The 22728-nt window shown below is 46.2% G+C and carries 24 protein-coding genes; 11 read left to right on the top strand and 13 right to left on the bottom strand.

Annotated elements, in window-relative coordinates; genetic code table 11:
* Positions 1 to 61: 61 nt before the first annotated feature.
* Both HRU73_RS12085 and HRU73_RS12080 read right to left on the bottom strand, forming a co-directional pair.
* Positions 62 to 574: a chemotaxis protein CheW gene (locus HRU73_RS12085; RefSeq protein WP_287398832.1), complete on the bottom strand. Its 513-nt coding sequence runs from the start codon at positions 572 to 574 to the stop codon at positions 62 to 64.
* 5 nt (positions 575 to 579) lie between these two features.
* Positions 580 to 945 (bottom strand): response regulator, encoded by a 366-nt coding sequence (locus HRU73_RS12080; protein ID WP_287398831.1) that lies wholly within the window; start codon positions 943 to 945, stop codon positions 580 to 582.
* Positions 946 to 1239: 294 nt separating this feature from the next.
* Here HRU73_RS12080 and HRU73_RS12075 point away from each other — a divergent pair, with 294 nt between their 5' ends.
* Positions 1240 to 1824, top strand: coding sequence for a BON domain-containing protein (locus HRU73_RS12075; protein WP_276677895.1), 585 nt, complete (start codon positions 1240 to 1242; stop codon positions 1822 to 1824).
* A gap of 44 nt (positions 1825 to 1868) precedes the next feature.
* Positions 1869 to 3236: an FAD-binding oxidoreductase gene (locus HRU73_RS12070; RefSeq protein ID WP_287398830.1), complete on the top strand. Its 1368-nt coding sequence runs from the start codon at positions 1869 to 1871 to the stop codon at positions 3234 to 3236.
* A gap of 72 nt (positions 3237 to 3308) precedes the next feature.
* On the opposite strand, the gene cyoE is transcribed toward HRU73_RS12070, so the two are convergent.
* The 8 genes from cyoE to coxB all read right to left on the bottom strand — a co-directional run bounded on the left by cyoE (position 3309) and on the right by coxB (position 9938).
* The gene (cyoE, locus tag HRU73_RS12065) at positions 3309 to 4205 is read right to left on the bottom strand and encodes a heme o synthase (RefSeq protein ID WP_011111619.1); all 897 of its coding nucleotides are present in this window, start codon (positions 4203 to 4205) and stop codon (positions 3309 to 3311) included.
* A gap of 107 nt (positions 4206 to 4312) precedes the next feature.
* Positions 4313 to 4849 (bottom strand): SCO family protein, encoded by a 537-nt coding sequence (locus tag HRU73_RS12060; protein ID WP_287398829.1) that lies wholly within the window; start codon positions 4847 to 4849, stop codon positions 4313 to 4315.
* Between the two features lie 19 nt (positions 4850 to 4868).
* Positions 4869 to 5582, bottom strand: a complete 714-nt coding sequence (locus HRU73_RS12055) for an SURF1 family protein (RefSeq protein ID WP_276679850.1) — start codon at positions 5580 to 5582, stop codon at positions 4869 to 4871.
* A 113-nt stretch (positions 5583 to 5695) separates the two neighbouring features.
* Positions 5696 to 6541: a cytochrome c oxidase subunit 3 gene (locus HRU73_RS12050; RefSeq protein ID WP_011111622.1), complete on the bottom strand. Its 846-nt coding sequence runs from the start codon at positions 6539 to 6541 to the stop codon at positions 5696 to 5698.
* A gap of 24 nt (positions 6542 to 6565) precedes the next feature.
* On the bottom strand, positions 6566 to 6802 hold the full coding sequence (locus HRU73_RS12045) for a DUF2970 domain-containing protein (RefSeq protein WP_041356621.1): 237 nt from the start codon (positions 6800 to 6802) through the stop codon (positions 6566 to 6568).
* An 11-nt stretch (positions 6803 to 6813) separates the two neighbouring features.
* Complete coding sequence (locus HRU73_RS12040) at positions 6814 to 7338, bottom strand: cytochrome c oxidase assembly protein (RefSeq protein WP_276679853.1); 525 nt, start codon at positions 7336 to 7338, stop codon at positions 6814 to 6816.
* A 125-nt stretch (positions 7339 to 7463) separates the two neighbouring features.
* Complete coding sequence (gene ctaD / locus HRU73_RS12035; protein ID WP_011111625.1) at positions 7464 to 9041, bottom strand: cytochrome c oxidase subunit I; 1578 nt, start codon at positions 9039 to 9041, stop codon at positions 7464 to 7466.
* 54 nt (positions 9042 to 9095) lie between these two features.
* Entirely contained in the window at positions 9096 to 9938 is an 843-nt protein-coding gene (gene coxB, locus HRU73_RS12030) for a cytochrome c oxidase subunit II (protein WP_011111626.1), read from the bottom strand.
* 467 nt (positions 9939 to 10405) lie between these two features.
* Here coxB and HRU73_RS12025 point away from each other — a divergent pair, with 467 nt between their 5' ends.
* The 6 genes from HRU73_RS12025 to rfbD all read left to right on the top strand — a co-directional run bounded on the left by HRU73_RS12025 (position 10406) and on the right by rfbD (position 17199).
* Positions 10406 to 11101, top strand: coding sequence for a Bax inhibitor-1/YccA family protein (locus tag HRU73_RS12025; protein ID WP_287398828.1), 696 nt, complete (start codon positions 10406 to 10408; stop codon positions 11099 to 11101).
* A gap of 22 nt (positions 11102 to 11123) precedes the next feature.
* Positions 11124 to 13520 (top strand): heavy metal translocating P-type ATPase, encoded by a 2397-nt coding sequence (locus HRU73_RS12020; RefSeq protein WP_287398827.1) that lies wholly within the window; start codon positions 11124 to 11126, stop codon positions 13518 to 13520.
* A 31-nt stretch (positions 13521 to 13551) separates the two neighbouring features.
* Positions 13552 to 13761 (top strand): heavy-metal-associated domain-containing protein, encoded by a 210-nt coding sequence (locus HRU73_RS12015; RefSeq protein WP_276679860.1) that lies wholly within the window; start codon positions 13552 to 13554, stop codon positions 13759 to 13761.
* A 154-nt stretch (positions 13762 to 13915) separates the two neighbouring features.
* Complete coding sequence (locus HRU73_RS12010) at positions 13916 to 14884, top strand: acetyl-CoA carboxylase carboxyltransferase subunit alpha (protein ID WP_281870923.1); 969 nt, start codon at positions 13916 to 13918, stop codon at positions 14882 to 14884.
* Positions 14853 to 16229: a tRNA lysidine(34) synthetase TilS gene (gene tilS / locus HRU73_RS12005; protein WP_287398826.1), complete on the top strand. Its 1377-nt coding sequence runs from the start codon at positions 14853 to 14855 to the stop codon at positions 16227 to 16229. Before HRU73_RS12010 ends, tilS begins: the two co-directional genes overlap by 32 nt.
* Positions 16230 to 16284: 55 nt before the next feature.
* Positions 16285 to 17199 (top strand): dTDP-4-dehydrorhamnose reductase, encoded by a 915-nt coding sequence (gene rfbD, locus HRU73_RS12000; protein ID WP_276679866.1) that lies wholly within the window; start codon positions 16285 to 16287, stop codon positions 17197 to 17199.
* 19 nt (positions 17200 to 17218) lie between these two features.
* On the opposite strand, the gene HRU73_RS11995 is transcribed toward rfbD, so the two are convergent.
* From HRU73_RS11995 to HRU73_RS11985, 3 genes are all read right to left on the bottom strand, one after another.
* Complete coding sequence (locus tag HRU73_RS11995; RefSeq protein WP_287398825.1) at positions 17219 to 18172, bottom strand: S49 family peptidase; 954 nt, start codon at positions 18170 to 18172, stop codon at positions 17219 to 17221.
* A gap of 28 nt (positions 18173 to 18200) precedes the next feature.
* Positions 18201 to 18863, bottom strand: a complete 663-nt coding sequence (locus tag HRU73_RS11990) for a YiaD family glycine zipper/OmpA-like lipoprotein (protein WP_011111634.1) — start codon at positions 18861 to 18863, stop codon at positions 18201 to 18203.
* A 154-nt stretch (positions 18864 to 19017) separates the two neighbouring features.
* Positions 19018 to 19746 carry an SH3 domain-containing protein gene (locus HRU73_RS11985; protein WP_234988986.1) on the bottom strand — a complete coding sequence of 243 codons (729 nt, stop codon included), beginning with the start codon at positions 19744 to 19746 and terminating at the stop codon, positions 19018 to 19020.
* Positions 19747 to 20014: 268 nt separating this feature from the next.
* Here HRU73_RS11985 and HRU73_RS11980 point away from each other — a divergent pair, with 268 nt between their 5' ends.
* The 3 genes from HRU73_RS11980 (at position 20015) to HRU73_RS11970 (ending at position 22595) form a co-directional block, all read left to right on the top strand.
* The gene (locus HRU73_RS11980; RefSeq protein ID WP_287398824.1) at positions 20015 to 20890 is read left to right on the top strand and encodes an alpha/beta hydrolase; all 876 of its coding nucleotides are present in this window, start codon (positions 20015 to 20017) and stop codon (positions 20888 to 20890) included.
* A gap of 37 nt (positions 20891 to 20927) precedes the next feature.
* Positions 20928 to 21374: a universal stress protein gene (locus HRU73_RS11975; protein WP_011111637.1), complete on the top strand. Its 447-nt coding sequence runs from the start codon at positions 20928 to 20930 to the stop codon at positions 21372 to 21374.
* Positions 21375 to 21563: 189 nt separating this feature from the next.
* The gene (locus HRU73_RS11970) at positions 21564 to 22595 is read left to right on the top strand and encodes an extracellular solute-binding protein (RefSeq protein WP_287398823.1); all 1032 of its coding nucleotides are present in this window, start codon (positions 21564 to 21566) and stop codon (positions 22593 to 22595) included.
* Positions 22596 to 22728 lie beyond the last annotated feature (133 nt).

The following is a 22728-nucleotide window of genomic DNA, read 5'->3' as shown; positions in this document are numbered from 1 at the left end:
GAAGAAAAATTGTCAGATTACATTCATAAAATCAGGCAGCACAGCCGAGACTGGAGGTAATTCAGCTGCCCGCCCGCTGGAAAGACTCGAGTTGTAGCAGTGCCGGTAAATTCAGCATGCGCCAAAGTCTGTCCTGACGGTCTTTGTATATGCCGGCCACGACAGGTCGTTTGTCCTCATGATCTGACTGGGGAACAAACTCCATCAGATTCCGGATACCGAGAACACTGCCTGCCAGCATGGCATAACTTACACCCAGGCGAGGGATGGTCAGAAAGACCCGGGTTTTTGCGCTGATGCAGGTGGATGTGTTGTCAAGATAATGGCTCAGGTCACACAAACCGTAAACATTACCACGCACATTGATGACACCGAGGAACCATGGCTGTGTCAGAAAAACCGGGGTTATTTTGGGTACCGGCAATATTTCACTGATGTTACTCATTGGTATCAGCCACCGGTCTTCACTAATGGTGATTCCCAGTACCGGAATGGTGGCTGAAGTTTCCTGAACCCTTTTATTGATTTGCTCAGTGAGTGATGACTGGCGTTCCGACATGGCATTAATTGTCATTGAAATCAGTTCAGTCCGGCAATCTTTTGCAATAACTCGGCAGCTACGACCGGCTTGGTAATATAATCCCGCGCACCTTGTCGCAATCCCCAGATTTTATCGGTTTGCTGATCTTTGGTTGTGCAGAGAATGACAGGGATATGGCGAGTTGCGCCATCTCGGGCAAGTATACGTGTTGCCTGATAACCATTGATTCCAGGCATGACCACATCCATCAGCACCAAATCCGGCCAGATTTCCCTGGCTTTGATGACACCCTCCTCACCACTCTCGGCCACTCCCACCTGATAGCCACTCCTGATCAATATATTGGAAATAATATGGCGATCTGTCGGCGAATCATCGACTACCAATATCGTCCTGACTGTCATACGTGATTCTCTATAAAAAGCTTCATTTTCACCTGCACAATATGCGGTATTCTGTGAAATACCTGAAACAGCTTAAATTCAGTGAAAGTAACAGATTCATATTCTAAAGTTTAGTCTCCAGACAATAAAGGATGACGGTTAGTAATCAGTACAGATTGATCCGGTGTTAGACTACGCACTTTATGTTTGCAGGATTACTCTGCTGCGAGCCTCGTGTTGCGGAAAACCCCGATATTGGTATATCACTGTTTCTTTCAGGCAAATAAATAAAGTCTATTGTACGTTTAAATCATTATGCAAAATACTTTCATCAAGCTGATATTGGGAGTACAAATTTTATTCCTTCTAACGGGCTGTGTGCCGATGGTATTGACAGGTGTGGGAGTCGGTGCGGGAACCGGAGCATTAATGGTTGAAGACCGCCGCAGCAGCGGGATGTATATTGAAGATGAGAGGATCGAGCTCAAAACCAGCCGCAGAATCGGTGAACGCCTTGGTGACAAAGTACACGTGAATGTCACCAGTTTTAACCGTAACGTTTTGCTGACAGGTGAAGCCCCTGATGAATCTACCAGGAAAGAAGTGGAAAAGCTGGCTATGAGTGTGGAAAACGTACTGAATGTTTCCAACGAAATCATCGTTGCACCGAAGAGTTCATTGGCTTCACGCAGCAATGACACGCTGATTACTTCCAAGGTTAAAGCTCGTTTTATCAATAACCGGGTATTCCAGGTCAATCACATCAAAGTCGTTACTGAGAATGGCGTGGTGTACTTGCTGGGATTGGTAAAACGTAATGAAGGCGAAAAGGCTACACACATTGCCAGTACCACGGAAAGCGTGACAAAAGTTGTAAAAGTATTTGAGTATCTGGATTAAACAATACCTTTTTGATCTTTCCGAGCCGTCCTCGGCATCAGTAAATGCTGCCTGCGGAGTTTATCAAATCACTACAGAATCTGATTCCTTCCGATCGACTCTATTTCGATCCGGTGGATTGTTACGCTTACGCCTACGATAACAGCAGGAAGTTTTTTCCTCCCGAGTGTGTCATATTTCCTCTGACGACTGGTGAAGCCGCAAGAACTGTCCAGTTATGTAACCAGTTCAAAATACCTCTGACACCACGCGGACGAGGCACCGGTACGGCTGGCGGCAGCTTGGCCGAGCAAGGCGGAGCTACGCTCTCACTGGAACGGATGGCACAAATCATCTCGATCGACCCCCCCAACCGGGTACTCGTCACCGAGCCCGGTGTTTTAAACGAAACCATTCAAGCTGCTGCCAAACCTCATGGCTTTTTTTGGCCACCCGACCCTTCCAGTGCGGCATTCTCAACTATTGGCGGGAATCTTGCCACCAGCGCAGGAGGACCACATGCGGTCAAATATGGAACAACCCGCGATCATGTGCTTGGATTGACCGCAGTAACAGGGAAAGGGGACATTATTAAAACCGGGTGCTATACCACCAAAGGTGTCGTTGGCTATGATCTGACCCGTTTGCTGATTGGTTCAGAAGGTACGCTTGCTGTCATAACGGAAATGACACTTAAGCTGACTCCGCTACCTGCTGCCAAAAGTGGACTTGTTGCGCATTATCAGAATGCTGACAGTTGTGCGTCAGCAATCGTATCTATCATGAAAGAGCCACAAGGACCGAGTGCTCTTGAGTTCTTGGATTCGGGCTCACTTAATCTCATTCGTGCCAGAAATCCTGAGTTATTACCAAGCGACTCTCAGGCCATGCTGATGATCGAGGTCGATGGTACAGAACATGAAATCCCGGAAACAACAGCAAAACTTTTAGCTGCTTGCAAGAACTCCGGGTTATTGAAAGCAGTATCCGTTCAGAATACGGCAGATTTATGGAAGGTCAGGAAAACATTGTCGCCCTTGCTGCGGGATATTGCACCCAAGAAAATCAACGAGGATATCGTAGTTCCAGTCGATAAAATTCCCCGGTTATTGGCCGGATTATCCGCACTATGCAAGCAATATCAGATTGCCAACGTAAATTTCGGACATGCTGGAAATGGGAATATTCACGTTAACCTGCTCATCGACCCGGACAACCCCAGCGAAAGTGAACGTGCATATAAATGCCTGGATCAGATATTTGATCTGGTCATCAGCCTCAATGGCACACTCTCGGGTGAGCACGGTATAGGCTCCGAAAAGCGCCCCTATATTGGTAAGGAACTCAATGACGCTACTCTGACTTTGATGAAGCAGATCAAACTGACTTTTGATCCTAATAATATTCTGAATCCTGGAAAGCTGTTTCCCTGATCATCCTATCAAAAGCGACCCCAGTATTACTCTCTCTGGAGCCGCTTATATGTCAATCCAGATTTCTCTGTATCAGAAATAAAAGTAGTGATCTACCAGCAATGCTGTAAACAGCAGCGCGAGATAAGCTATAGAGTAACGGAAAGCTTCTCTGGCAATCTGGTCAGTGTAATGCAGGTAGATTCTGATTGCGTAATAGAAAAATATCGCATCAAGAATCAACACACTCCCCAAATAGATCAGACCGCTCATCTGAGTAAGATAGGGTAGTACGGTTACTACACAAAGAATAATTGTATAAAGTAATACATGCAGACGCGTAAACTCATCACCATGAGTCACTGGAAGCATCGGCATACCAATTTTTGCATAATCTGTTTTGCGATAAAGGGCCAATGCCCAGAAATGTGGTGGTGTCCATGCGAAAATAATGAGAAACAGCAATAGAGCATCTGCAGAAATTTCTCCTGTAACTGCTGCCCACCCCAGTACTGGTGGCATTGCACCAGATGCACCTCCGATTACAATATTTTGAGGTGTAAGAGGTTTAAGTATCACAGTGTATATGATCGCATAACCGACAAAAGTACCGAGAGTCAGCCACATTGTTAACGGATTGACCCATTGGTGAAGCATGAACAGACCAAAGCCACCAATCAATACAAGAAAGAAAAGTGTTTCAGGAACACTTACCTTTCCTTGAGGCAAAGGCCTTCCCTTCGTGCGAGCCATGATTGCATCGAACTTGTATTCAACCAGGCAGTTAAGGGCAGCTGCTGCACCAGCAACAAGCGAGATTCCAACTGTTCCAAAGATTAGTTTATCTAAAGGTACTGCACCAGGAACTGATAAAAACATACCAATCACGGCAGTAAATACAATGAGTGAAACAACGCGTGGCTTAGTAAGTCGATAAAACTGCTGAACACGTGCCGTTGCCTGTTGCCAGGCTAATGAACTTGTAGTCATTACTTACTCCTCACAATCTTTTCTAATGACAGGCAAGTCTGCCTGTTTTTATATTACGTTTTAGATAAAGCCAGATCCAACCTGATTTTCGTCACTTTGCTCACCTGTTAATGTTCCAGATGAGAAAGTTTCAGTAATCTTTTCAAATCACCGACCATCTTCCGCGGATCTGCATTCCTGGGATATCTCATCATTAAGTTACCCATAGGATCAACAACATAAATATGATCTTCCCGCTTGTTCTCAGCAGGAAACTCTTTCAATAAATCCTTACCATTCGCCAATACCAATCTAGTTCCTTTGAATTTATCGATTGTCTCCTGATCAGGTCTAATATCGTCATTAATTAACCACACTCGCTGAACCTTGTCCTTGTCGACATGCTGTGCGAGACGAACCTGTCTGAGCGTATAAAGCTTTTCCTGGCAATATTCTTCACATTTTCCGGAGTCAATGATTAATAAATTCCAGGTACCTTTCAACTGCCGTATACGAAAAATTGTATTATCCGTCAGATTTGTTGCTTCTCCCTGTAATGGCCTGACTTCAAGCAACTCACCATAATTGACAGTATGATCCGGCCGGAAATTAGATCGGTGTAAAAAAGACGAAATGACAATTGGAGATAATATCACCAGCATCATCAGGATTAGCTTCAGCCGGCTACGCGATACTTTTTCGTTTGACATTTAACACGATGTAAATAATCAAAGTCATGACAGCCAGTGAGAACCACTGAAAAGCATAACCTATGTTTTTTGAAGATCCGGAATCAGGCTTTTCCCATTGCCTTATCAAACCATCACCCTGTGTCTCATTCTGCTGTAATAGCAGAAAAGGCTGAAAAGTAAGTTCGGTCAGATTCTGATAGCTATCCAGGCTAAAACTTTGCCAGACTTTACCAGTAAATTGTTTATCCGATAGTGACAACGTCCTGATTGACGGCGATACAACAACTCCTGTCAGGTAAACCAGTCCATCCGGAGTATAGATATCTGGTAAAAGTGATCGATCGTTACCTCCAGAAACCCAGCCCCTATTAACCAACACATAAGTTGTACTGTTCACTTGACGTAGTGGTGTAAGCACGTGGTAGCCAACAACCCCTTGATGTGTTTTGTTATCAAGAAATATGGTATGTTCAGCTTCGAAATACCCGTGAACTTCTACCCGGCGATATAAATAATCATCCAGTTTTATTAGTGGCTCAGGAACTGTAACTGGTGGTTGCTGAGCATAACGTTCCAGGAGGGCAAAACTGGCCTCTTTTTCTTCCGCTCTGGATAATTGCCAGAATCCTAACTTTAAAAAAAGTGCAATCGCTAAAATAGTAACTGCTGTTGACCATAACGCCGGTTTAAATTGCTGTTTGAACATCAGCACAGATTAATAACTATACATGTTTCAGAGGCCCACCTTCTGTAAAGAGCTGGGCCTCTGTCTCCAATAACAATTAAGTTTATAGCCTAGCTGATTTACTTTTACCCTGGTTACACCAAATAGACAAAAATAAACAATCCCAACCAGACAACATCCACGAAGTGCCAGTACCATGCTACCCCTTCAAACCCGAAATGGTGTTCCGGTTTAAAATGGCCTGACAGACATCTGAAGAAAATTGCAATCAACATGATTGTACCAACTGTCACGTGAAACCCGTGAAAACCAGTCAGCATGAAGAAAGTCGATCCGTATGCACCACTGGTCATTTTTAGATTGAGATCTGAATAAGCATGGGCATACTCATATATCTGAAAGCCAAGAAATGTTACTCCCAGTGCTATCGTTGCAAACAACCACAGTTTTAAAGCACCACGATCATTTTTTTTCAGCGCCCAATGTGCCAGAGTAATTGTCACTCCAGAGGTCAGAAGCAACATAGTGTTAATTGCTGGAATTCCCCATGCCCCCATTGGAGTAAATTTCTCATCAAATCCAGGACCTGCTGTCGGCCAGTCTGCAGAAAAACCCGACCAAAGCAATTCCTGATCAGCTCCAGCTAACCAAGGTACTGAAAGCACACGCATATAAAACAAAGCACCAAAAAATGATGCAAAAAACATAACCTCAGAAAAAATAAACCAACCCATACTCCATCTAAAAGATTTATCTTCCTGGGCTTTATACTTACCTGCTTCACTCTCAAGTGAAACTTCACGAAACCAGCCATAAATCAGAAAGGCCAAAATAACCAGCCCAGTGATCAGCATGCCATAGCCAAGTGGCAGTTTGTTCATCGTAAACGCCGCCCCAAACCCCATAAAAAACAGGGCAGTAGAGCCTATAATTGGCCACTTGGATGGGGAAGGCACATAATAACCCGTTCCTTGACTCATTTAATCTTCCTCCTCGTTATTAACTTAACCTGTTACAAGCTTGACTACTGACAAAATACTTAAAATAAAAATAACGCCACCAACCAGACCACCAATTATTATTTGAACAGGTTTAATCTTGGCTGCATCGTGTTCCAGATCGCTCTTTTTTCTAATACCAATAAATGAAAATAAAACTGCTTCAGCCACCTGATACATAGATGCTTTTTCCATATCAGAATTTTGTAAAGCTGATGTTACCTTTTCATTTTCTTTTCCCATTTGCAACTTAATCAGTTTTTTACGTTGAAAAAAGTATATGAAATCGTAGCGGTGTGAATATCACCAGGTATTTCCGGATCTATTAAGAATCTGACAGGCAACTGCTTAACTTCTTTGCCTTGTAACTCTTGTTTTGAAAAACAAAAGCACTCTATTTTCTTCAGATATCTCTCCAGGTTTTTAGGACTGTAACTGGGAATTGCCTGTCCAACCTGCACCTCTTCAGACTCATTACTAATCTCATACATAACTTCCGTAAGCTTACCCGGATGCAAATGGATACTGGCTTGTAATGACTTAAACTTCCAAGGAAGTCCGCGTACATTTGCGTCTAGCAGCAGGCTGATTGATCTTGTGTTATCTACTTCGGTATGTTTCGTCAGTGTATCTGGACGCTCCAGCTCGTATATACCAGTTACTTCACAGAATTTTTTATACAGCGGTACAAGTGCGTAACCAAAACCAAACATAACCACGCTAAAAACAAGTAACTTTTTTAGTATATCTACGTTGGTTTTGGCTACATCTTGTTTCATTGCTGTTTAAATATGACTGTTAGGATATAAACGGCTATCACCATGATAACCAGAATCAATGCAGTTCTTAACTTTCTGCGTTTTAACTCTGCATCCTCATCTTGAGACATTGAATTTCATCCTGTTTATTTAACGACAGGCGGTGTTTCAAAGCTATGATAAGGAGCTGGCGAAGGCAGGTGTGTCCACTCAAGAGTGGTTGCACCTTCCCATGTTTTATCCGCAGCCTTTTCCCCACCCCGTACACACTTAATCACAATGTATACAAACAGAAGCTGAGTCAACCCGAACCCAAATGCACCAATACTTGAAATCATGTTGAAATCAGCAAACTGCAGTGCGTAATCTGGAATTCTGCGAGGCATACCAGCCAAACCGAGGAAATGCTGTACAAAGAACGCCACGTTGAAGAAAACCATTGACAACCAGAAATGCCATTTACCTAATGACTCGTCATACATATGACCGGTCCATTTTGGCAACCAGTAGTAGGCACCGGCAAACAATGCAAACAATGCTCCCGAGACCAGTACATAATGGAAATGGGCGATAACGTAGTATGTATCCTGCACCTGAATATCTACTGGCACAATTGCGCACACAACACCACTAAAACCACCAATGACAAACAAGAAGATGAACCCGATTGAAAACAGCATCGGAACTTCAAATGTCATTGAACCTCGCCACATGGTTGCAGTCCAGTTAAACACTTTCACTCCTGTCGGAACAGCGATCAGCATGGTTGCATACATGAAGAACAGCTGACCTGCTACAGGCATACCAGCTGTAAACATGTGGTGTGCCCATACGAAACATGACAGCAAAGCAATCGAGGCTGTTGCATAGACCATTGATGAATAACCGAACAAGGGCTTACGTGAGAAAGTTGGAATGATCTCTGAAACGACACCAAATGCTGGAAGAATCATGATGTAAACTTCTGGATGTCCAAAGAACCAGAAGATATGCTGGAACATCACAGGATCACCACCGCCAGCAGCATTAAAGAAACTTGTACCAAAATTACGATCGGTCAGTACCATCGTCACCGCACCAGCAAGCACGGGCATTACCAGCACAAGGAGATATGCAGTAATCAGCCATGTCCATACAAACATTGGCATCTTCATCAATGTCATGCCTGGTGCACGCATATTCAATATGGTTGTAATGATATTGATTGAACCCATAATTGACGACATTCCCAGGATATGGACTGCAAACAACATCATATCTGTACCCATACCACCCTGTGTTGAAAGAGGGGGATAGAATGTCCAGCCACCTGCTGCGGCACCACCCGGTACAAAAAATGAAGTAATCAGCAACAATGCTGCGACGGGTAACAACCAGAAACTCCAGTTATTCAGGCGGGCAAATGCCATATCCGGAGCCCCGATCATTAATGGCACCTGCCAGTTTGCAAACCCTACCCATGCCGGCATGACAGCACCAAACACCATGATCAATCCATGCAGTGTAGTAAATGAATTAAACACTTCCGGTTCAAGTATCTGAATACCAGGCATAAAGAGCTCAGCCCTGATACCCATTGCCAGAAAACCACCCACAAACAACATAACAAGACTAAAACACAAATAAAGCGTCCCAATATCCTTGTGATTGGTTGTGGTCAACCAGCGCATTATACCGGTCGGATGGTCATGTCCATGACCATGCACGTCTTGTATTACTGCCATTATTTTCTCCTCTAATCTAACGTAATCTAAATCTCAACCAGCAATCGGAATAAATCAGTTCTTACCTGAGCTCTGCTCAACAAGAGCTGTATTAACAACCCCGGCAGATGCACTCTTTTGCATCTCTGCAACCCATTGGGTATATTTTTCTTGCTCCATGACTTCAACAACTATTGGCATGAAACCATGCTCTTTACCACACAGCTCAGCACACTGACCACGATATACCCCAGGTTTTTCAACCTTGAACCATGCATCACGAATATATCCGGGTATGGCATCCTGCTTTACACCGAGAGCGGGTACCCACCAGGCGTGAATCACATCATTTGCCGTCATAAGAATTCTAATTTTTTTCCCGGTCGGAACCACTACACGATTGTTTACTTCCAGTAAATAATCCTGCCCTTTGGTTGCCTCGTTACGAATCTGATCCTGAGGTGTAGATAACTGACTGTAGAAACTGATTCCCTCACCCTCACCCTGGATATAGTCATAGCCCCACATCCATTGATAGCCCGTAGCTTTGATGGTGACATCCGCCTCACTCGTATCCTTCATTTCGATTACAGTTTTGGTAGCGGGCCATGACATTGCAACCAGAATCAATATTGGAATAGTCGTCCATATAAACTCAATAGCCGTACTATGATGAAAATTAGCTGCTTTATAACCTACTGATTTACGATGTTTAATAATGGAATAACCCATTACGCCAAAAACACCTATAAAAATTACCAGACAGATCCATAACGCCATCATATGCTGATCATAGATTTGTTGCGCAATAGGTGTCTGCGGCTCAGGCAAGTTGTACTTACTTGACATTGCCATGCCCGAATATAAACCAAGAACTGTAAAACCTGATAGTGCCGCCATCAACTTACTACCACTCATATCTTACCCCCCCACATTAATTACTAAATCAATATCTACATTCCATCTGTGACCATAGAATGTTTTCTACACTTATCCTTCGCCCTTACCGGCTTTTATTTGATCTTTCACCCGAGCATAAATAGATATAAAAACCGGGTGGCAGTTTTTCGGGGAATCTTAGCATTCGAATGCTACCAGCACAAGGAGGAAAATCATGATTCTTATAGAAAAATTACCACGCTGCTGCCATGGGAATTAATTACTTTTTCACATCGTGGAAAATTTTTTGTGCCGGCAATTTCTGCATACCACGCCCGCTCGGGTGGATTTAGCTTGCCCTTGGATATTGCACACAAACCCATAAAAACTATTTCCATATCATGGTTATTGGTTTGTGTATTTGGTTCGAACCAAATTGCAACTTTAACGTTCTCAAGGTAGTCTAGTTTGTCCTGTTTCTTAAATTTCAGAAGGAAATAAAAAACATGCAATTTAACCCCAAATATGCAACTCCTGTATCAAACACCGTTAATTCGGGCGTACGCAACAAAGTATTGAAAAATACTTACCTGATGCTTAGTTTAACCATGATTCCGACTATAGTCGGGTCAGTCATTGGCACCGGTACCAATTTCTCATTCCTGGCACAATCCCCAATTGTGGGTTCACTCGTAATGCTGGCGGTAATGATAGGTTTAATGTTTGCCGTCAGCGCTACACGCAACAGTATGTGGGGAATCATTCTGCTTTTCCTGTTTACCTTTGTTGCCGGCTGGTGGTTAGGTCCCTTGCTTCAGTACGCACTCCATTTCAAAAATGGCTCACAACTGATTGGCCTGGCTGCTGCAGGAACAGGTATCATTTTTTTCACGCTTGCCGGTATAGCCACAACCACACGTAAAGACTTTAGTTTTCTTGGCAATTTTTTGCTGGCTGGGATAATTCTGGTAATTTTGGCTTCTCTGGTCAATTTGTTCCTGGCCATTCCGGTAATTTCACTGGCAATTTCTGCCGTAGCAGTATTGGTTTTCTCCGGATTCATCCTGTTTGATGTGAACCGTATCGTAAATGGCGGTGAAACCAATTACGTCATGGCAACATTGGGTATTTATCTCAGCCTGTATAATTTGTTCATCAGCCTGATACAGTTGCTGCTGGCCTTTTTAGGTGAAAAAGACTGAAGTTGACCACCTGGATGGGAAATTGAATACACCCTCATCACCAACAACAATTGAATTACCCATCGAGGGAATGACATGCGCTGCATGCGCTGCCCGGATCGAGAAAAATCTCAACAAACTGCCGGGCGTGCATGCAGCTGTCAATTTTGCCAATGAGAAAGCCCTCATAAAGTTCGATCACGATTCCACCCACCCTGAAGAGCTGGTTCAATCCATCGAAAAGGCAGGATTCCAGGTCCCGGAACAGACCGTACAGCTGCAAATCAGCGGCATGACTTGTGCCGCATGCGCAAATCGTATCGAAACTGTCCTGAATGAAATACCCGGAGTCAGAGCCATATTGAATCCGGCTGCAGAAATTGCTTATATCAGCTTCAATCCCGCCATTACTTCGGTCGAGCAACTGGTTTCTGCTGTAGAAAAGGCAGGTTATGGCGCTAATCAGATCAGTGATGACAATTACGTTAAAGAACAATCCCGCAATCAAGCTGCCTACCGGAAAGAACTCCATATATTCTGGATCTCTGCCGCCCTGACTGTACCCTTCATGCTGGAAATGATCATGATGCTGACGGGTAATCACAACAACCTGCTCCCTTACTGGCTGCAATGGCTGCTTGCAACGCTGATTCAGTTTTGGCCCGGCAGGCGTTTCTATATCAGCGCCTGGCGCACACTGCGTGGTGGAGGAGCCAATATGGATGTACTCATCGCACTGGGTACCAGCATGGCCTATCTCTTCAGCACCGCCGTCATCATTTTGCAACTGGACCAGCATGTTTACTTTGAGGCCAGCGCGATGATCATCACGCTCGTGCTTCTGGGCAAGCTGATGGAAACCAGAGCAAAAAGAAAAACTTCAGCAGCCATTGAAACACTCATCAAACTTCAGCCCAAAACGGCCAGAGTCGAACGTGATGGGGAAATTATCGAGATCGATATCAATAGCCTTAAGAATGAGGATATTTTTCTTGTCCGCTCGGGCGAAAGCCTGCCCGCCGATGGCATCGTCATTGAAGGATCTTCCAGCATAAACGAAGCCATGTTGACAGGTGAAAGCCAGCCGGTTACCAAGCAGGTGGGCGCAAAGGTTTATGCCGCTACCCAGAATCAGCATGGTTTACTCAAATGCCGTGTAACGGGTGTCGGTAAAAATACCCAGCTTGCAGCCATCATTCGTCTGGTTGAGATTGCACAGGGCTCTAAAGCACCTATCCAGCGTATGGCAGATACTGTCTCTGGTATTTTTGTACCAATTGTAATTGGTATCAGCATTCTGACATTGGGACTAACCTGGTGGCTTACAGGCCATTTCGTCATAGCACTCATCAATGCAGTAGCAGTACTGGTTATTGCTTGCCCTTGCGCACTGGGTCTGGCCACTCCTACTGCAATCATGGTTGGCACAGGAAGAGGAGCACAGGAAGGAATTCTGGTAAAAAACGCGACCGCACTGGAACTCGCAGAAAAAATCCAGATGCTTGTTGTAGATAAAACAGGGACGCTGACCGAAGGCCATCCATCAGTCACAGATATTATCGTGGCCGATGAGGTGAATGAGCACGATTTATTACAGATTGCAGCTTCACTGGAACAAGGCTCTGAACACCCCCTGGCAAAGGCGGTATCGCAATATGCTTCTTCATCAAAAATCAGACTACTGGCGATAACCAATTTTACCTCTGTGACCGGCAGCGGAATCAAAGCGGATATCGACAATGCATCTTACATTCTTGGTTCACCCAAATTTTTGGCAGAAAAAGGCGCTGTGCTCGATCAGCAGCGTATCACTGCACTCCAGACAGAAGGTAAAACCGTCGTGGGTGTCGCTATCCAAATTAATGAATCAGTCCGGGTAATCGGCTATCTTGCCATTGCGGATTCACTACGCGAAACTTCCATAAAAGCAATTCAGCGTATCCAGGATATGGGCATTGAAGTCATGATGCTGACAGGTGACAACCCGACTACGGCTGCCGCCATCGCAAAAGAGGCGGGAATAAAAATTTTTCATGCAGAAGTTTCGCCTCAGAATAAAGCAGCCGAAATCGGAAAAATCAAGGCAGATGGTCAGTTTGTCGGAATGGTAGGAGATGGGATCAATGATGCACCTGCACTGGCAGCTGCGAATGTAAGTTTTGCGATTGGTGCTGGGTCAGATATAGCAATTGAAGCCGCTGACATTACATTGATGCGCAATGATTTGATGAGTGTTGCGGATGCCATCTCACTATCGCGCAGCACACTGCACAAAATCCGGCAGAATCTGTTTTTTGCATTCTTTTATAATATTTTAGGTATTCCACTGGCAGCAGCAGGTATGCTAAGCCCCGTAATTGCAGGTGCCGCAATGGCAATGAGTTCGGTATCAGTCATTACCAATTCATTACTGTTGAAACGCTGGCGTGCAGGCGTTTAATACACTCTTCTCTTTTTTACAAGGAATTTTTATGCCGACGACCATTGTTCATATCAAAGGAATGTCCTGCGGAGGTTGTGTCAGCAGCATCAAGACCGTATTGGGAAAAATACCAGGAGTCAACAGTGTCGAAGTATCTCTCAATGATGGGCAGGCAGTGATTCAACACGATGAGTCTCTCAAAGAGGAAGTTGTCAACCAGGCAATAGAAGGTGCCGGGTTCGAGGTAGTCAAACAGTAAATTCCCTTACAGGTATTTATTGACCTCCCTGTACCCCGTTGCATGCAGCGGAGGTGCTGCAATATTCTGCTTATAAATAGTTCTCTGTCCGTCTCAAGCATGAACGATACGGGCCAAATCCTGTATCATCGCGCTTTTAACCAAATCCGCTGGCATGAAAATCGTCTTTCTGGACTTTGAAAAAGGTATTGAAGAATTTGAGGCAAAAATAGAGCAGTTACGCTTTGCCCAGGATAATTCCGCGCTGGATATCTCAGCCGAAATTGCCCGTCTGCAGACAAAAAGCCTGGGGTTGACCAAAAGTGTCTATGCAAAACTCACACCCTGGCAGATTTCACAAGTGGCACGTCATCCGCAACGCCCATATACACTTGATTACATACAACATCTGTTTACGGACTTCGAGGAGCTGCATGGTGACAGAAATTTTGCAGATGATCAGGCTATCGTAGGCGGATTGGCACGATTCAACGGGCAGACCGTCATGATTATCGGGCACCAGAAAGGCCGGGATACTAAGGAAAAAATTCACCGTAATTTTGGTATGCCCAAACCCGAGGGATATCGAAAAGCACTCCGGCTGATGCGTTTGGCTGAAAAATTCTCAATCCCGCTGATCACGTTTATTGACACTCCAGGTGCTTACCCAGGAATAGATGCCGAAGAACGCGGGCAATCGGAGGCTATCGGCAAAAATCTGTATGTCATGGCGGGACTGAGAATCCCCATTATCTGCGTTATCATCGGTGAAGGCGGGTCGGGAGGTGCATTGGCAATTGCCGTAGGTGATACCAGTCTAATGTTGCAATATTCGACCTATTCAGTCATCTCACCCGAGGGATGTGCTTCCATTTTATGGAAAAGCGCAGATAAAGCATCCGATGCAGCCGAGATACTGGGTATCACCGCAGATCGGCTCAAAGAAATGGGTTTGATCGATAGCATCATTCCAGAACCCATTGGTGGTGCGCACCGCGACTACCCGGTAGTAATGCAGTCTGTCAAACAGACCTTACAGGAATCACTGCGAAAACTGCAGGATATTCCTTTGGAGACATTGCTGCAGAAACGCCTTGATCGGCTGTTGGGATATGGCAGATTCAAAATCAATCAGCCCGACTGATATAACCGACTGCTTCTTCCACAATCTGCGCGCACAAGTCCGGCCTGGTGATCGCCTTACAGTTGCCCTCAGTGGCGGCGTGGATTCAGTAGTATTACTCCACCTGCTCACAACGTTTTCAGAATCAATGCAGCTGGAGGTATCAGCAGTCCACGTCGAACATGGCATCAGTACATACTCGGGTGAATGGAGTGCTTTTTGCCAGTCGCTTTGTGACAGCCTCGCCATACCGCTATCCATACACCGTTTAAAGATCCGCAGACGGCCACAGGAAAGTCTGGAAGCCATTGCCAGAGAAGCTCGCTATCAGATCTTCAAGCATATCCAGGCAGACTATGTCATGCTGGCCCAGCATCAGGATGATCAGGTCGAGACGCTGATACTGCAACTGCTGCGGGGTGCCGGCGTCAAGGGGCTTAGTGCTATGCCAACAGTCAGATTACTTGAACCGGGCAAAACAATCAGGCTATTCAGGCCTTTACTCAATATTCCGCGCTCGGAAATTCTGAATTATGCCAGGTTGCATGGTTTGTCATGGGTTACCGACGAAAGCAACCTGGATACATCCTATGATCGTAATTTTTTACGACACCAGATTCTACCTTTACTGGAACAGCGCTCCCCCGCTTACCGCAAGACACTGTTCCGATCCACCCAACACCTTGGTGAAGCCGCTCATTTACTGGATGAGCTGGCGGAAATCGATGCTGAAAATACGCTGGTTACCAACAGATTAAGCCTGCAAGGGTTGCGCGAACTCCAGCCTGCCCGTGCCAGAAATTTACTGCGTTATCTGCTGGCACAGCGCTTGATTCGATTACCAAATTCAACAAAACTCGAAGAAATTCTGCGTCAGTTGAATAACATCCAGCCCGACAACCACTTCCGGTTTATAGTGGATACCCTCGAAATTCGCTGCCACCGCGGGTTGATCGAATTTTTGCCTGCTGATTCATTGCCGGAACCAATCGCACCCGTAGTCTGGCAAGGTGAACAGCATCTGGTTATAGAATCATTGCAAGGCGTGCTCAAGTTTACACGGCAAAACAATATGGGAATCGATCCAGCCAGGTTGAACGGGCAGATCGTGACGATCCGATCGAGATCCGGGGGAGAACGATTTCAGCCGGATTGTAAACGCCCCCGCCGCAGCCTGAAGAAAATTCTGCAGGAAGCTGCGCTTGCTCCATGGGTGCGCAATACTTTGCCACTACTGTTCTGCGAAGATCAGCTCGTCTGGGTAGCCGGAATCGGTATCGACTGTAACTTCCAGATCTCGGAAGGAAGCACCGGACTGGTTGTAGCCTGGCACCCCAGCCAGATCAACCAGGTCTCGACTCACTGATATGGCAACGACCCCGATGATTGGTAGTACCAGCTTTATAGGAGGAACAGAACGTATGCCAGATCGGGCGACCCCAATAAAAATTCTGCTCTTTGGCAAGAACGGTCAGGTTGGCTGGGAGCTGCAGCGCAGTCTGGCTCCGCTAGGGGAGTTGATTGCTCCGGACAAACAGGACTTGCGCTATTGCGGTGATCTGGCAGACCTGGCAGGGATTACTCATACACTGCAAACCATCCGTCCTGACATCATTGTCAATGCAGCAGCATATACCGCAGTTGACCAGGCAGAAAGTGAACCGGAGCTGGCCTTTCGTATCAATGCCGAGGCACCCGAATTACTGGCGCAGCAGGCTGAACAAATTGGAGCCTGGTTGATTCATTACTCTACCGATTACGTATTCAACGGCAGTGGTAATTGTCCCTGGCAGGAAACAGACCTTACTTCACCTATCAATATTTATGGCCTGAGTAAATTACGGGGAGAAGAACAGATCCGAAAATCAAACTGCAAATATATGATCCTGCGTACCAGTTGGGTCTATGCCGCTCGCGGAAAGAATTTCATCAAAACTATTTTGCGACTTGCCCGGGAAAAAGAACAACTGACGATCATCGATGATCAGATCGGGGCGCCTACCGGAGCAGAACTACTGGCTGATATAACAGCTCAGGCCATTCCACAACTATTGGAATACCCTGATAAATCAGGCGTTTATCATGTTGCTGCCAGCGAGGAAGTCTCCTGGTACAGCTATGCCCGGTTTTTACTGGACTTTGCCCGTGAACACGATATTCCGATCAAGGTCCACCCGGATGCAGTCATCCCGGTTCACAGCGAAGCTTTTGTCACGGCAGCCAGGCGTCCCTTGAACTCACGTCTGAATACAGAGAAATTCTGTAATACGTTCCAGCTTTGTCTTCCTCACTGGCAAACCGGAGTAACTCGGGTGCTCGAAGAAATTTACCTGTGAAATGCGTGCTGATATAACGTTATCGCATAAACCATGTGAATCTGGTTTCAGACAGGAAATCTGTTGCCACCCGGCCGATCCGCCTGGCAAAGCGCTCTGCAATCCCCTGCTGGACGGTAAAATCGACGATACGTTCAGCCTGAATGACTTCACGAGCAACATAATCCGCATTACCCAATGCATCCGCCAAGCCAAGCTCCACACTTTTAGCTCCCGTCCACACCATACCGCTGAAAACTTCAGGATTGTCTTTCAAGCGATCCCCTCTGCCGTCCTGAACCACCTGAATAAACTGCTGATGGATTTCAGCCAGTATTTTCTTTGCATGCTCTCTTTGTGCCGGATCGGAGGGTGAAAAAGGATCGAGAAATCCCTTGTTTTCCCCTGCTGTCAGGAGACGACGTTCCACACCCAGTTTTTCAAGCGTACCGGTAAATCCGAATCCATCCATCAGCACACCGATCGATCCCATGACACTGGCCTTATCCACAAAGATTTTATCTGCTGCAACAGCAACATAATAGCCACCCGAAGCACAGATATCCTCGACTACGGCGTATAAGGGAATATCTGGATACCGGATACGCAGCCGACGAATTTCATCATTGATGGAGCCTGCCTGAACCGGGCTCCCTCCGGGACTGTTAATCCGCAATATCACTCCAGCTGTATTCCGGTCTTCAAATGCTTTTTTCAGCCCGTTATTGATATTTTCTGCATTATTCAAACCATCTGGGGCGATCTCGCCGCGTAAATCAACCAATGCAGTATGCTTTCCAGTCCCTCCTGCCACTTCAGTATCCAGCCAGCCCAATCCCCAGAAAAGCAGCACAAACAAGTAGGAGAACATCAGCAAACGAAAAAAAATACCCCAGTTACGAGCTTTTCTCTGTTCTTTCAGAGAAGTGAACACTAACTCCCGCAGCGTTTCATGTTCCCATTTTTCCTTATTGATATTTTCTGTATCAGCCATGAATATCGATCATCCTTTCCCTGTTAGTTCATTGAACTGTTTCATCACGGGTTTCTGAAACATAAATCTCCACTCTGCGATTTTTGGCACGGCCTGCAGCAGTATTATTCGAAGCAACCGGTTGATACGAACCGCGGCCGTCGATCTGGATTCGCTGGAAAGGCACACCGCGACTGGCCAGATATTCGCGCGTACTGGCTGCACGATTAACCGATAACGGATTATTGACGGCATCACTACCGGTACTGTCGGTATGTCCGACAATCGTTACCCTAGTACCTGGATTATTCAGCAAACTGGTTGCAAAGCTGTCGAGAATTGGACGGAAATCGGGCTTTATTTGTGCACTTCCCGTGTCAAAAGAAATATCGCTGGGAATATTCAGCATCAGCTGGTTATCCGGTGTTTGTGATACCACTACGCCGGTACCGGCAGTGGCATTCTCCATCTGTATCTTTTGTTCCTCCATTTTTTTCGACCACAGGTAACCGGCCCCGGCCCCTAACGCGGCACCGGCACCAGCGCCAATCGCAGCTCCTTTACCGCCCCCGGCCAATGCACCGATTGCTGCACCTGTTCCCGCACCAATCAGTGCACCTGTTCCTGCACCTTTCTGGGTACCACTCATATCGGCACACCCGGAAATAATGAACCCCGCTACCAATGTTGTTATGACTCTGGTTTTATACATAAACTCACCTTTTATGTTGACAGAATATCAGGGAATACTGTAGCAGAAGAAACCGAGAAAAAGCCAATAATCATCTTTTCTCTCGAACTGCTGGCCAAAAAAGTTTTGTTGGCCATCGTCAATCGCCGCTGCGCCTTGGAAATTCGATCGTCTGCTATTTTTGAAAATTCTGGCTATCAACCCGAACATCTACCGATTGGCTTTGAATCCAGCCAGACAGATCATCCCTGGTCTGTACACGCAGCCAGTTGCCGCTGTACGCAGTAGCAGTCAAGGGAGTATCTTTTTCCAGTGAACCGATTACCCTGGAATGATCGGTCGGGTCCGCCCGCAGACTGATGGTTCGGGTAACAAGCAATGGAATCGAAATACGAAAAATCAGTGTGGCATCCTGAGATTCCAGCGCTTTTCTGGCCGGGTTGGCTATCGCATCAATCAGCTCACCGGATTGCGCAGCATGATTCATTGCACCGCTGTAATCCTTTTGTCTGTAGGCAACCATCGCCGCATCCAGTAAACGCTGTGCCAAAAGTTGGAAAACAGCATCTGATTCATCAAATACCGCCTGTCTGGCTGCATTGATGGCAATTTCCACTTCGGCTATTTTCGAGGCAGCTTCCGGCTGTGTGGCCAAACGGTGCAATTTGTTCTTGGTACGACTGATCTCACTTGTAGTTTCCTGCAAAACCTGTGCCTGATCCTGCTCTCGAGCATTCAGGTTGCGAATGAGCTCATCCTTTTCTGCGAGTTTCTGTTTCAGCGCTATGATTTCATCCCGGCATGTTCTTTGGCATGGCAATTTTTCCGGAATCGGGATAACCTCGATATTTCTTGTTTTTCCTGCGTTCGTTGCTTTAAGGCCGGCAGATTGTTTCGGTACCATGGATCTGGATTGTTGGGTTGTGCACCCCCCCAGACTTACTCCCGAGAATATCAGGACTAACATGATCAGAGACGGTTTATCCGGGAGATGACAAAATCCTGACATCTTTACTTGATCTCTTAAAATAGGTTTTCTGCAAAAACGCGAGCGAGCCCAAGCTCCCTGAATCGACTGTCTGCAATTAAACTTTATTTTTAGCGCAAAAACAGGAAATATTTCCAGTGGCCGCTGCCATCATCCTTCTGATTCTTGACAATTACAACTCGAAATGCATAACCGGGTAATTCGCTGGATATTGCTTCAGCTTGTTACAGCACTGCTGATTATCAGTGCTGTAACCATCATACTGGGTGAAATCGTAACAGGATCAGCCCCCACTGCTGTAGAAACTTTGCTGCCGGACTTCCCGGTAGAAACGGTTCAGATCCCTGTCAACGATGAGTATGCCGTACATGGCTGGCTGGCGCACGGAATGAGCGGACATGGCGCAGTTCTGCTCGTACATTCCATGCGCAGCAACCGCCTTGAAATGCTTGGCCGTGCGAGATTTCTCAATAACCAGGGCTACCACGTGCTGATGATCGATTTACAAGCGCATGGAGAAACACCTGGAGACCGCATTACCTTCGGTGCGCGTGAATCAGCCGATGTCGCAGCCGCAGTCGGCTATCTCCGGAGTACTTTTCCACATGATCGCATCGCTGCCATTGGCGCAACGCTTGGTGCCGCCGCAATAGTACTGGCCAATCCTCCGCTCAAACTCGATGCCATGATACTTGAATCTCTACATCCCACCTTTGCTGAAGCAGTTGCAAACAGACTTAAACTGCATCTGGGGAATACAGGAGAATATCTGCAGTTTCTGCTGCTCCCTTATTTCTCCTTCCTTCTCGATTTATTGGTCAATCAACTGAATCCTGTCGATCGGATCGGTAATATTGCCATTCCCGTCCTATTTATCGCAGGCACGCTCGACAGACATACGACTCAATCTGAAGTAAAACGGTTGTATGATGCAGCACTACCTCCCAAGGAACTCTGGATTGTCGAAGGTGCCGGTCACTACAATATGCATACCTTTGCAGGAAAAAGTTACGAAATGCAGATCGCTGATTTTCTGTCGACCTACCTGCAAAGACAATAATCATCGATTCCGTTTCATCAACCCGTCAGGAAAAACCATGTCTGTTTATCATCACATTCTGCTTGCCGTGGATTTCTCGTCTGAGGATAGTCAAGTAGTGCAGAAAGTCAGAAATCTGGCATCACAAATCGGGGCAAGACTCAGCCTCATCCATGTGCTGGACAATATCCCCATGCCTGATACACCTTACGGCACGGCCATTCCCCTGGATACGGAAACGACCTATGATGCTATGCTAGATGTAGAAAAGCAGAAATTGAGCCAGATAGGCAACACATTAGGCATCGATCCTGCTCACCGCTGGCTGGTGTGGGGAGAACCCAGAGAGGAAATCATTCGTATTGCCGAACAGGAAAATGTTGATTTGATCGTGGTCGGATCACATGGCAGGCACGGGCTCGCATTGCTGCTGGGCTCCACGGCCAACAGTGTACTGCATTACGCAAAATGTGACGTTCTTGCAGTCCGTCTGCGGGACGATTAAGCAGGCCATCACTCGGCGATCTGCTATTTTGCCTTGACAAAAATCCTGATTGATAACTATTCTTGTTGAAGCTATACAGTCCCGGTCAGGCAATGTTTTCAAGACAGAATATAGCGTTTCCTGAACTTTCCCTCCTCGTCTTCACTGGCAGGATTCGAATGTCGCTTGTTCAACCCCGGAGTTAAAATTATGTCCCGTTCTTTCATTTTTTCCGGTCATGTTGGCCGCTGGTGCAGCAGTTTTCTGCTCATTGGTTTTTTGTTTGCAGTCCCGATATCATCACAGGCGGAAGAAATTGTCGTTTATTCGTCAAGAATCGAGCAACTGATCAAACCTTTATTTGACGTCTTCACCAAAGAAACCGGCATCACTGTCAAATTCACCACGGACAAGGAAGGTGCATTACTGACCCGCCTGCTCGCAGAAGGTAAAAGAACACCTGCTGATGTACTCATCACGACGGATGCGGGAAACTTATGGGAAGCTGCTCGCAACGGGTTGCTGAAACCGGTTACTTCTCCTGTTCTGCAAGCCAACATTCCTGAAAATTTGCGAGATCCGCAAGGGCAATGGTTTGGATTGACAGTTCGCGCCCGTACCATTGTCTACAATACCCGGAAAGTCAAACCTGAAGAATTGTCCACCTATGCAGATCTGGCTGATCCGAAATGGAAGCATCGGTTATGTCTGCGCACTTCCAAAAAAGTGTATAACCAGTCGCTGGTCGCGATGATGATTGCAGAGCTGGGCGAGACTGAAACTGAACGCATCGTCAAAGGATGGGTAGATAATCTCGCAACCGACCCAGTTGCAGATGATACGCTTGCACTGGAATTTGTCGCAGCAGGACGCTGTGACGTGACTTTGGTCAATACCTATTACTACGGCCGGTTGATGCGTGAAAATCCGACACTCCCCCTGGCAATTTTCTGGCCAAATCAGGCCACGACTGGCGTACATGTCAATGTTTCCGGTGCGGGTGTTATCCAGTACAGCAAACATGGAGCTGCTGCCGTGCGGTTACTGGAATTCCTTTCTTCCGAACAGGCACAAAAACTGTTTGTTGAACTCAATATGGAATATCCCGCCAATCCAAAAGTTGAATATGGTGAGCTGCTCAATAGTTGGGGCAGTTTCAGGGGAGATCCGAGAAGTATCGTGCAGGCGGGTGAATTACAAGCCGATGCAGTCCGGCTGATGGATCGTGCAGGATACCGCTAGAGTGCGATTCATTTGAAAAACGATTTTTCTTCCGTCAATCCGGCTGCAATATCTGACATCCAGCAGCATTCCAGTTGCGAAGCCGGATATGGAATTCGACGCGCCTGGCGCGTCTTTCCATTTCTGGTGGCCG

The sequence above is a fragment of the Nitrosomonas sp. H1_AOB3 genome (assembly GCF_015709435.1).
Taxonomy (GTDB): domain Bacteria; phylum Pseudomonadota; class Gammaproteobacteria; order Burkholderiales; family Nitrosomonadaceae; genus Nitrosomonas; species Nitrosomonas europaea.
Note: the sequence above shows the minus strand (reverse complement) of the source record. Positions and strands in the feature narration are given on the sequence as shown.

Bases quoted from the DNA above. Each gene is read 5' to 3' on its own strand.
- HRU73_RS12085 (WP_287398832.1), bottom strand. From the start codon at position 574: ATGACAATTAATGCCATGTCGGAACGCCAGTCATCACTCACTGAGCAA.
- HRU73_RS12080 (WP_287398831.1), bottom strand. From the start codon at position 945: ATGACAGTCAGGACGATATTGGTAGTCGATGATTCGCCGACAGATCGC.
- HRU73_RS12075 (WP_276677895.1), top strand. From the start codon at position 1,240: ATGCAAAATACTTTCATCAAGCTGATATTGGGAGTACAAATTTTATTC.
- HRU73_RS12070 (WP_287398830.1), top strand. From the start codon at position 1,869: ATGCTGCCTGCGGAGTTTATCAAATCACTACAGAATCTGATTCCTTCC.
- cyoE (WP_011111619.1), bottom strand. From the start codon at position 4,205: ATGACTACAAGTTCATTAGCCTGGCAACAGGCAACGGCACGTGTTCAG.
- HRU73_RS12060 (WP_287398829.1), bottom strand. From the start codon at position 4,849: ATGATGCTGGTGATATTATCTCCAATTGTCATTTCGTCTTTTTTACAC.
- HRU73_RS12055 (WP_276679850.1), bottom strand. From the start codon at position 5,582: ATGTTCAAACAGCAATTTAAACCGGCGTTATGGTCAACAGCAGTTACT.
- HRU73_RS12050 (WP_011111622.1), bottom strand. From the start codon at position 6,541: ATGAGTCAAGGAACGGGTTATTATGTGCCTTCCCCATCCAAGTGGCCA.
- HRU73_RS12045 (WP_041356621.1), bottom strand. From the start codon at position 6,802: ATGGGAAAAGAAAATGAAAAGGTAACATCAGCTTTACAAAATTCTGAT.
- HRU73_RS12040 (WP_276679853.1), bottom strand. From the start codon at position 7,338: ATGAAACAAGATGTAGCCAAAACCAACGTAGATATACTAAAAAAGTTA.
- ctaD (WP_011111625.1), bottom strand. From the start codon at position 9,041: ATGGCAGTAATACAAGACGTGCATGGTCATGGACATGACCATCCGACC.
- coxB (WP_011111626.1), bottom strand. From the start codon at position 9,938: ATGAGTGGTAGTAAGTTGATGGCGGCACTATCAGGTTTTACAGTTCTT.
- HRU73_RS12025 (WP_287398828.1), top strand. From the start codon at position 10,406: ATGCAATTTAACCCCAAATATGCAACTCCTGTATCAAACACCGTTAAT.
- HRU73_RS12015 (WP_276679860.1), top strand. From the start codon at position 13,552: ATGCCGACGACCATTGTTCATATCAAAGGAATGTCCTGCGGAGGTTGT.
- HRU73_RS12010 (WP_281870923.1), top strand. From the start codon at position 13,916: ATGAAAATCGTCTTTCTGGACTTTGAAAAAGGTATTGAAGAATTTGAG.
- tilS (WP_287398826.1), top strand. From the start codon at position 14,853: ATGGCAGATTCAAAATCAATCAGCCCGACTGATATAACCGACTGCTTC.
- rfbD (WP_276679866.1), top strand. From the start codon at position 16,285: ATGCCAGATCGGGCGACCCCAATAAAAATTCTGCTCTTTGGCAAGAAC.
- HRU73_RS11995 (WP_287398825.1), bottom strand. From the start codon at position 18,172: ATGGCTGATACAGAAAATATCAATAAGGAAAAATGGGAACATGAAACG.
- HRU73_RS11990 (WP_011111634.1), bottom strand. From the start codon at position 18,863: ATGTATAAAACCAGAGTCATAACAACATTGGTAGCGGGGTTCATTATT.
- HRU73_RS11985 (WP_234988986.1), bottom strand. From the start codon at position 19,746: ATGGTACCGAAACAATCTGCCGGCCTTAAAGCAACGAACGCAGGAAAA.
- HRU73_RS11980 (WP_287398824.1), top strand. From the start codon at position 20,015: ATGCATAACCGGGTAATTCGCTGGATATTGCTTCAGCTTGTTACAGCA.
- HRU73_RS11975 (WP_011111637.1), top strand. From the start codon at position 20,928: ATGTCTGTTTATCATCACATTCTGCTTGCCGTGGATTTCTCGTCTGAG.
- HRU73_RS11970 (WP_287398823.1), top strand. From the start codon at position 21,564: ATGTCCCGTTCTTTCATTTTTTCCGGTCATGTTGGCCGCTGGTGCAGC.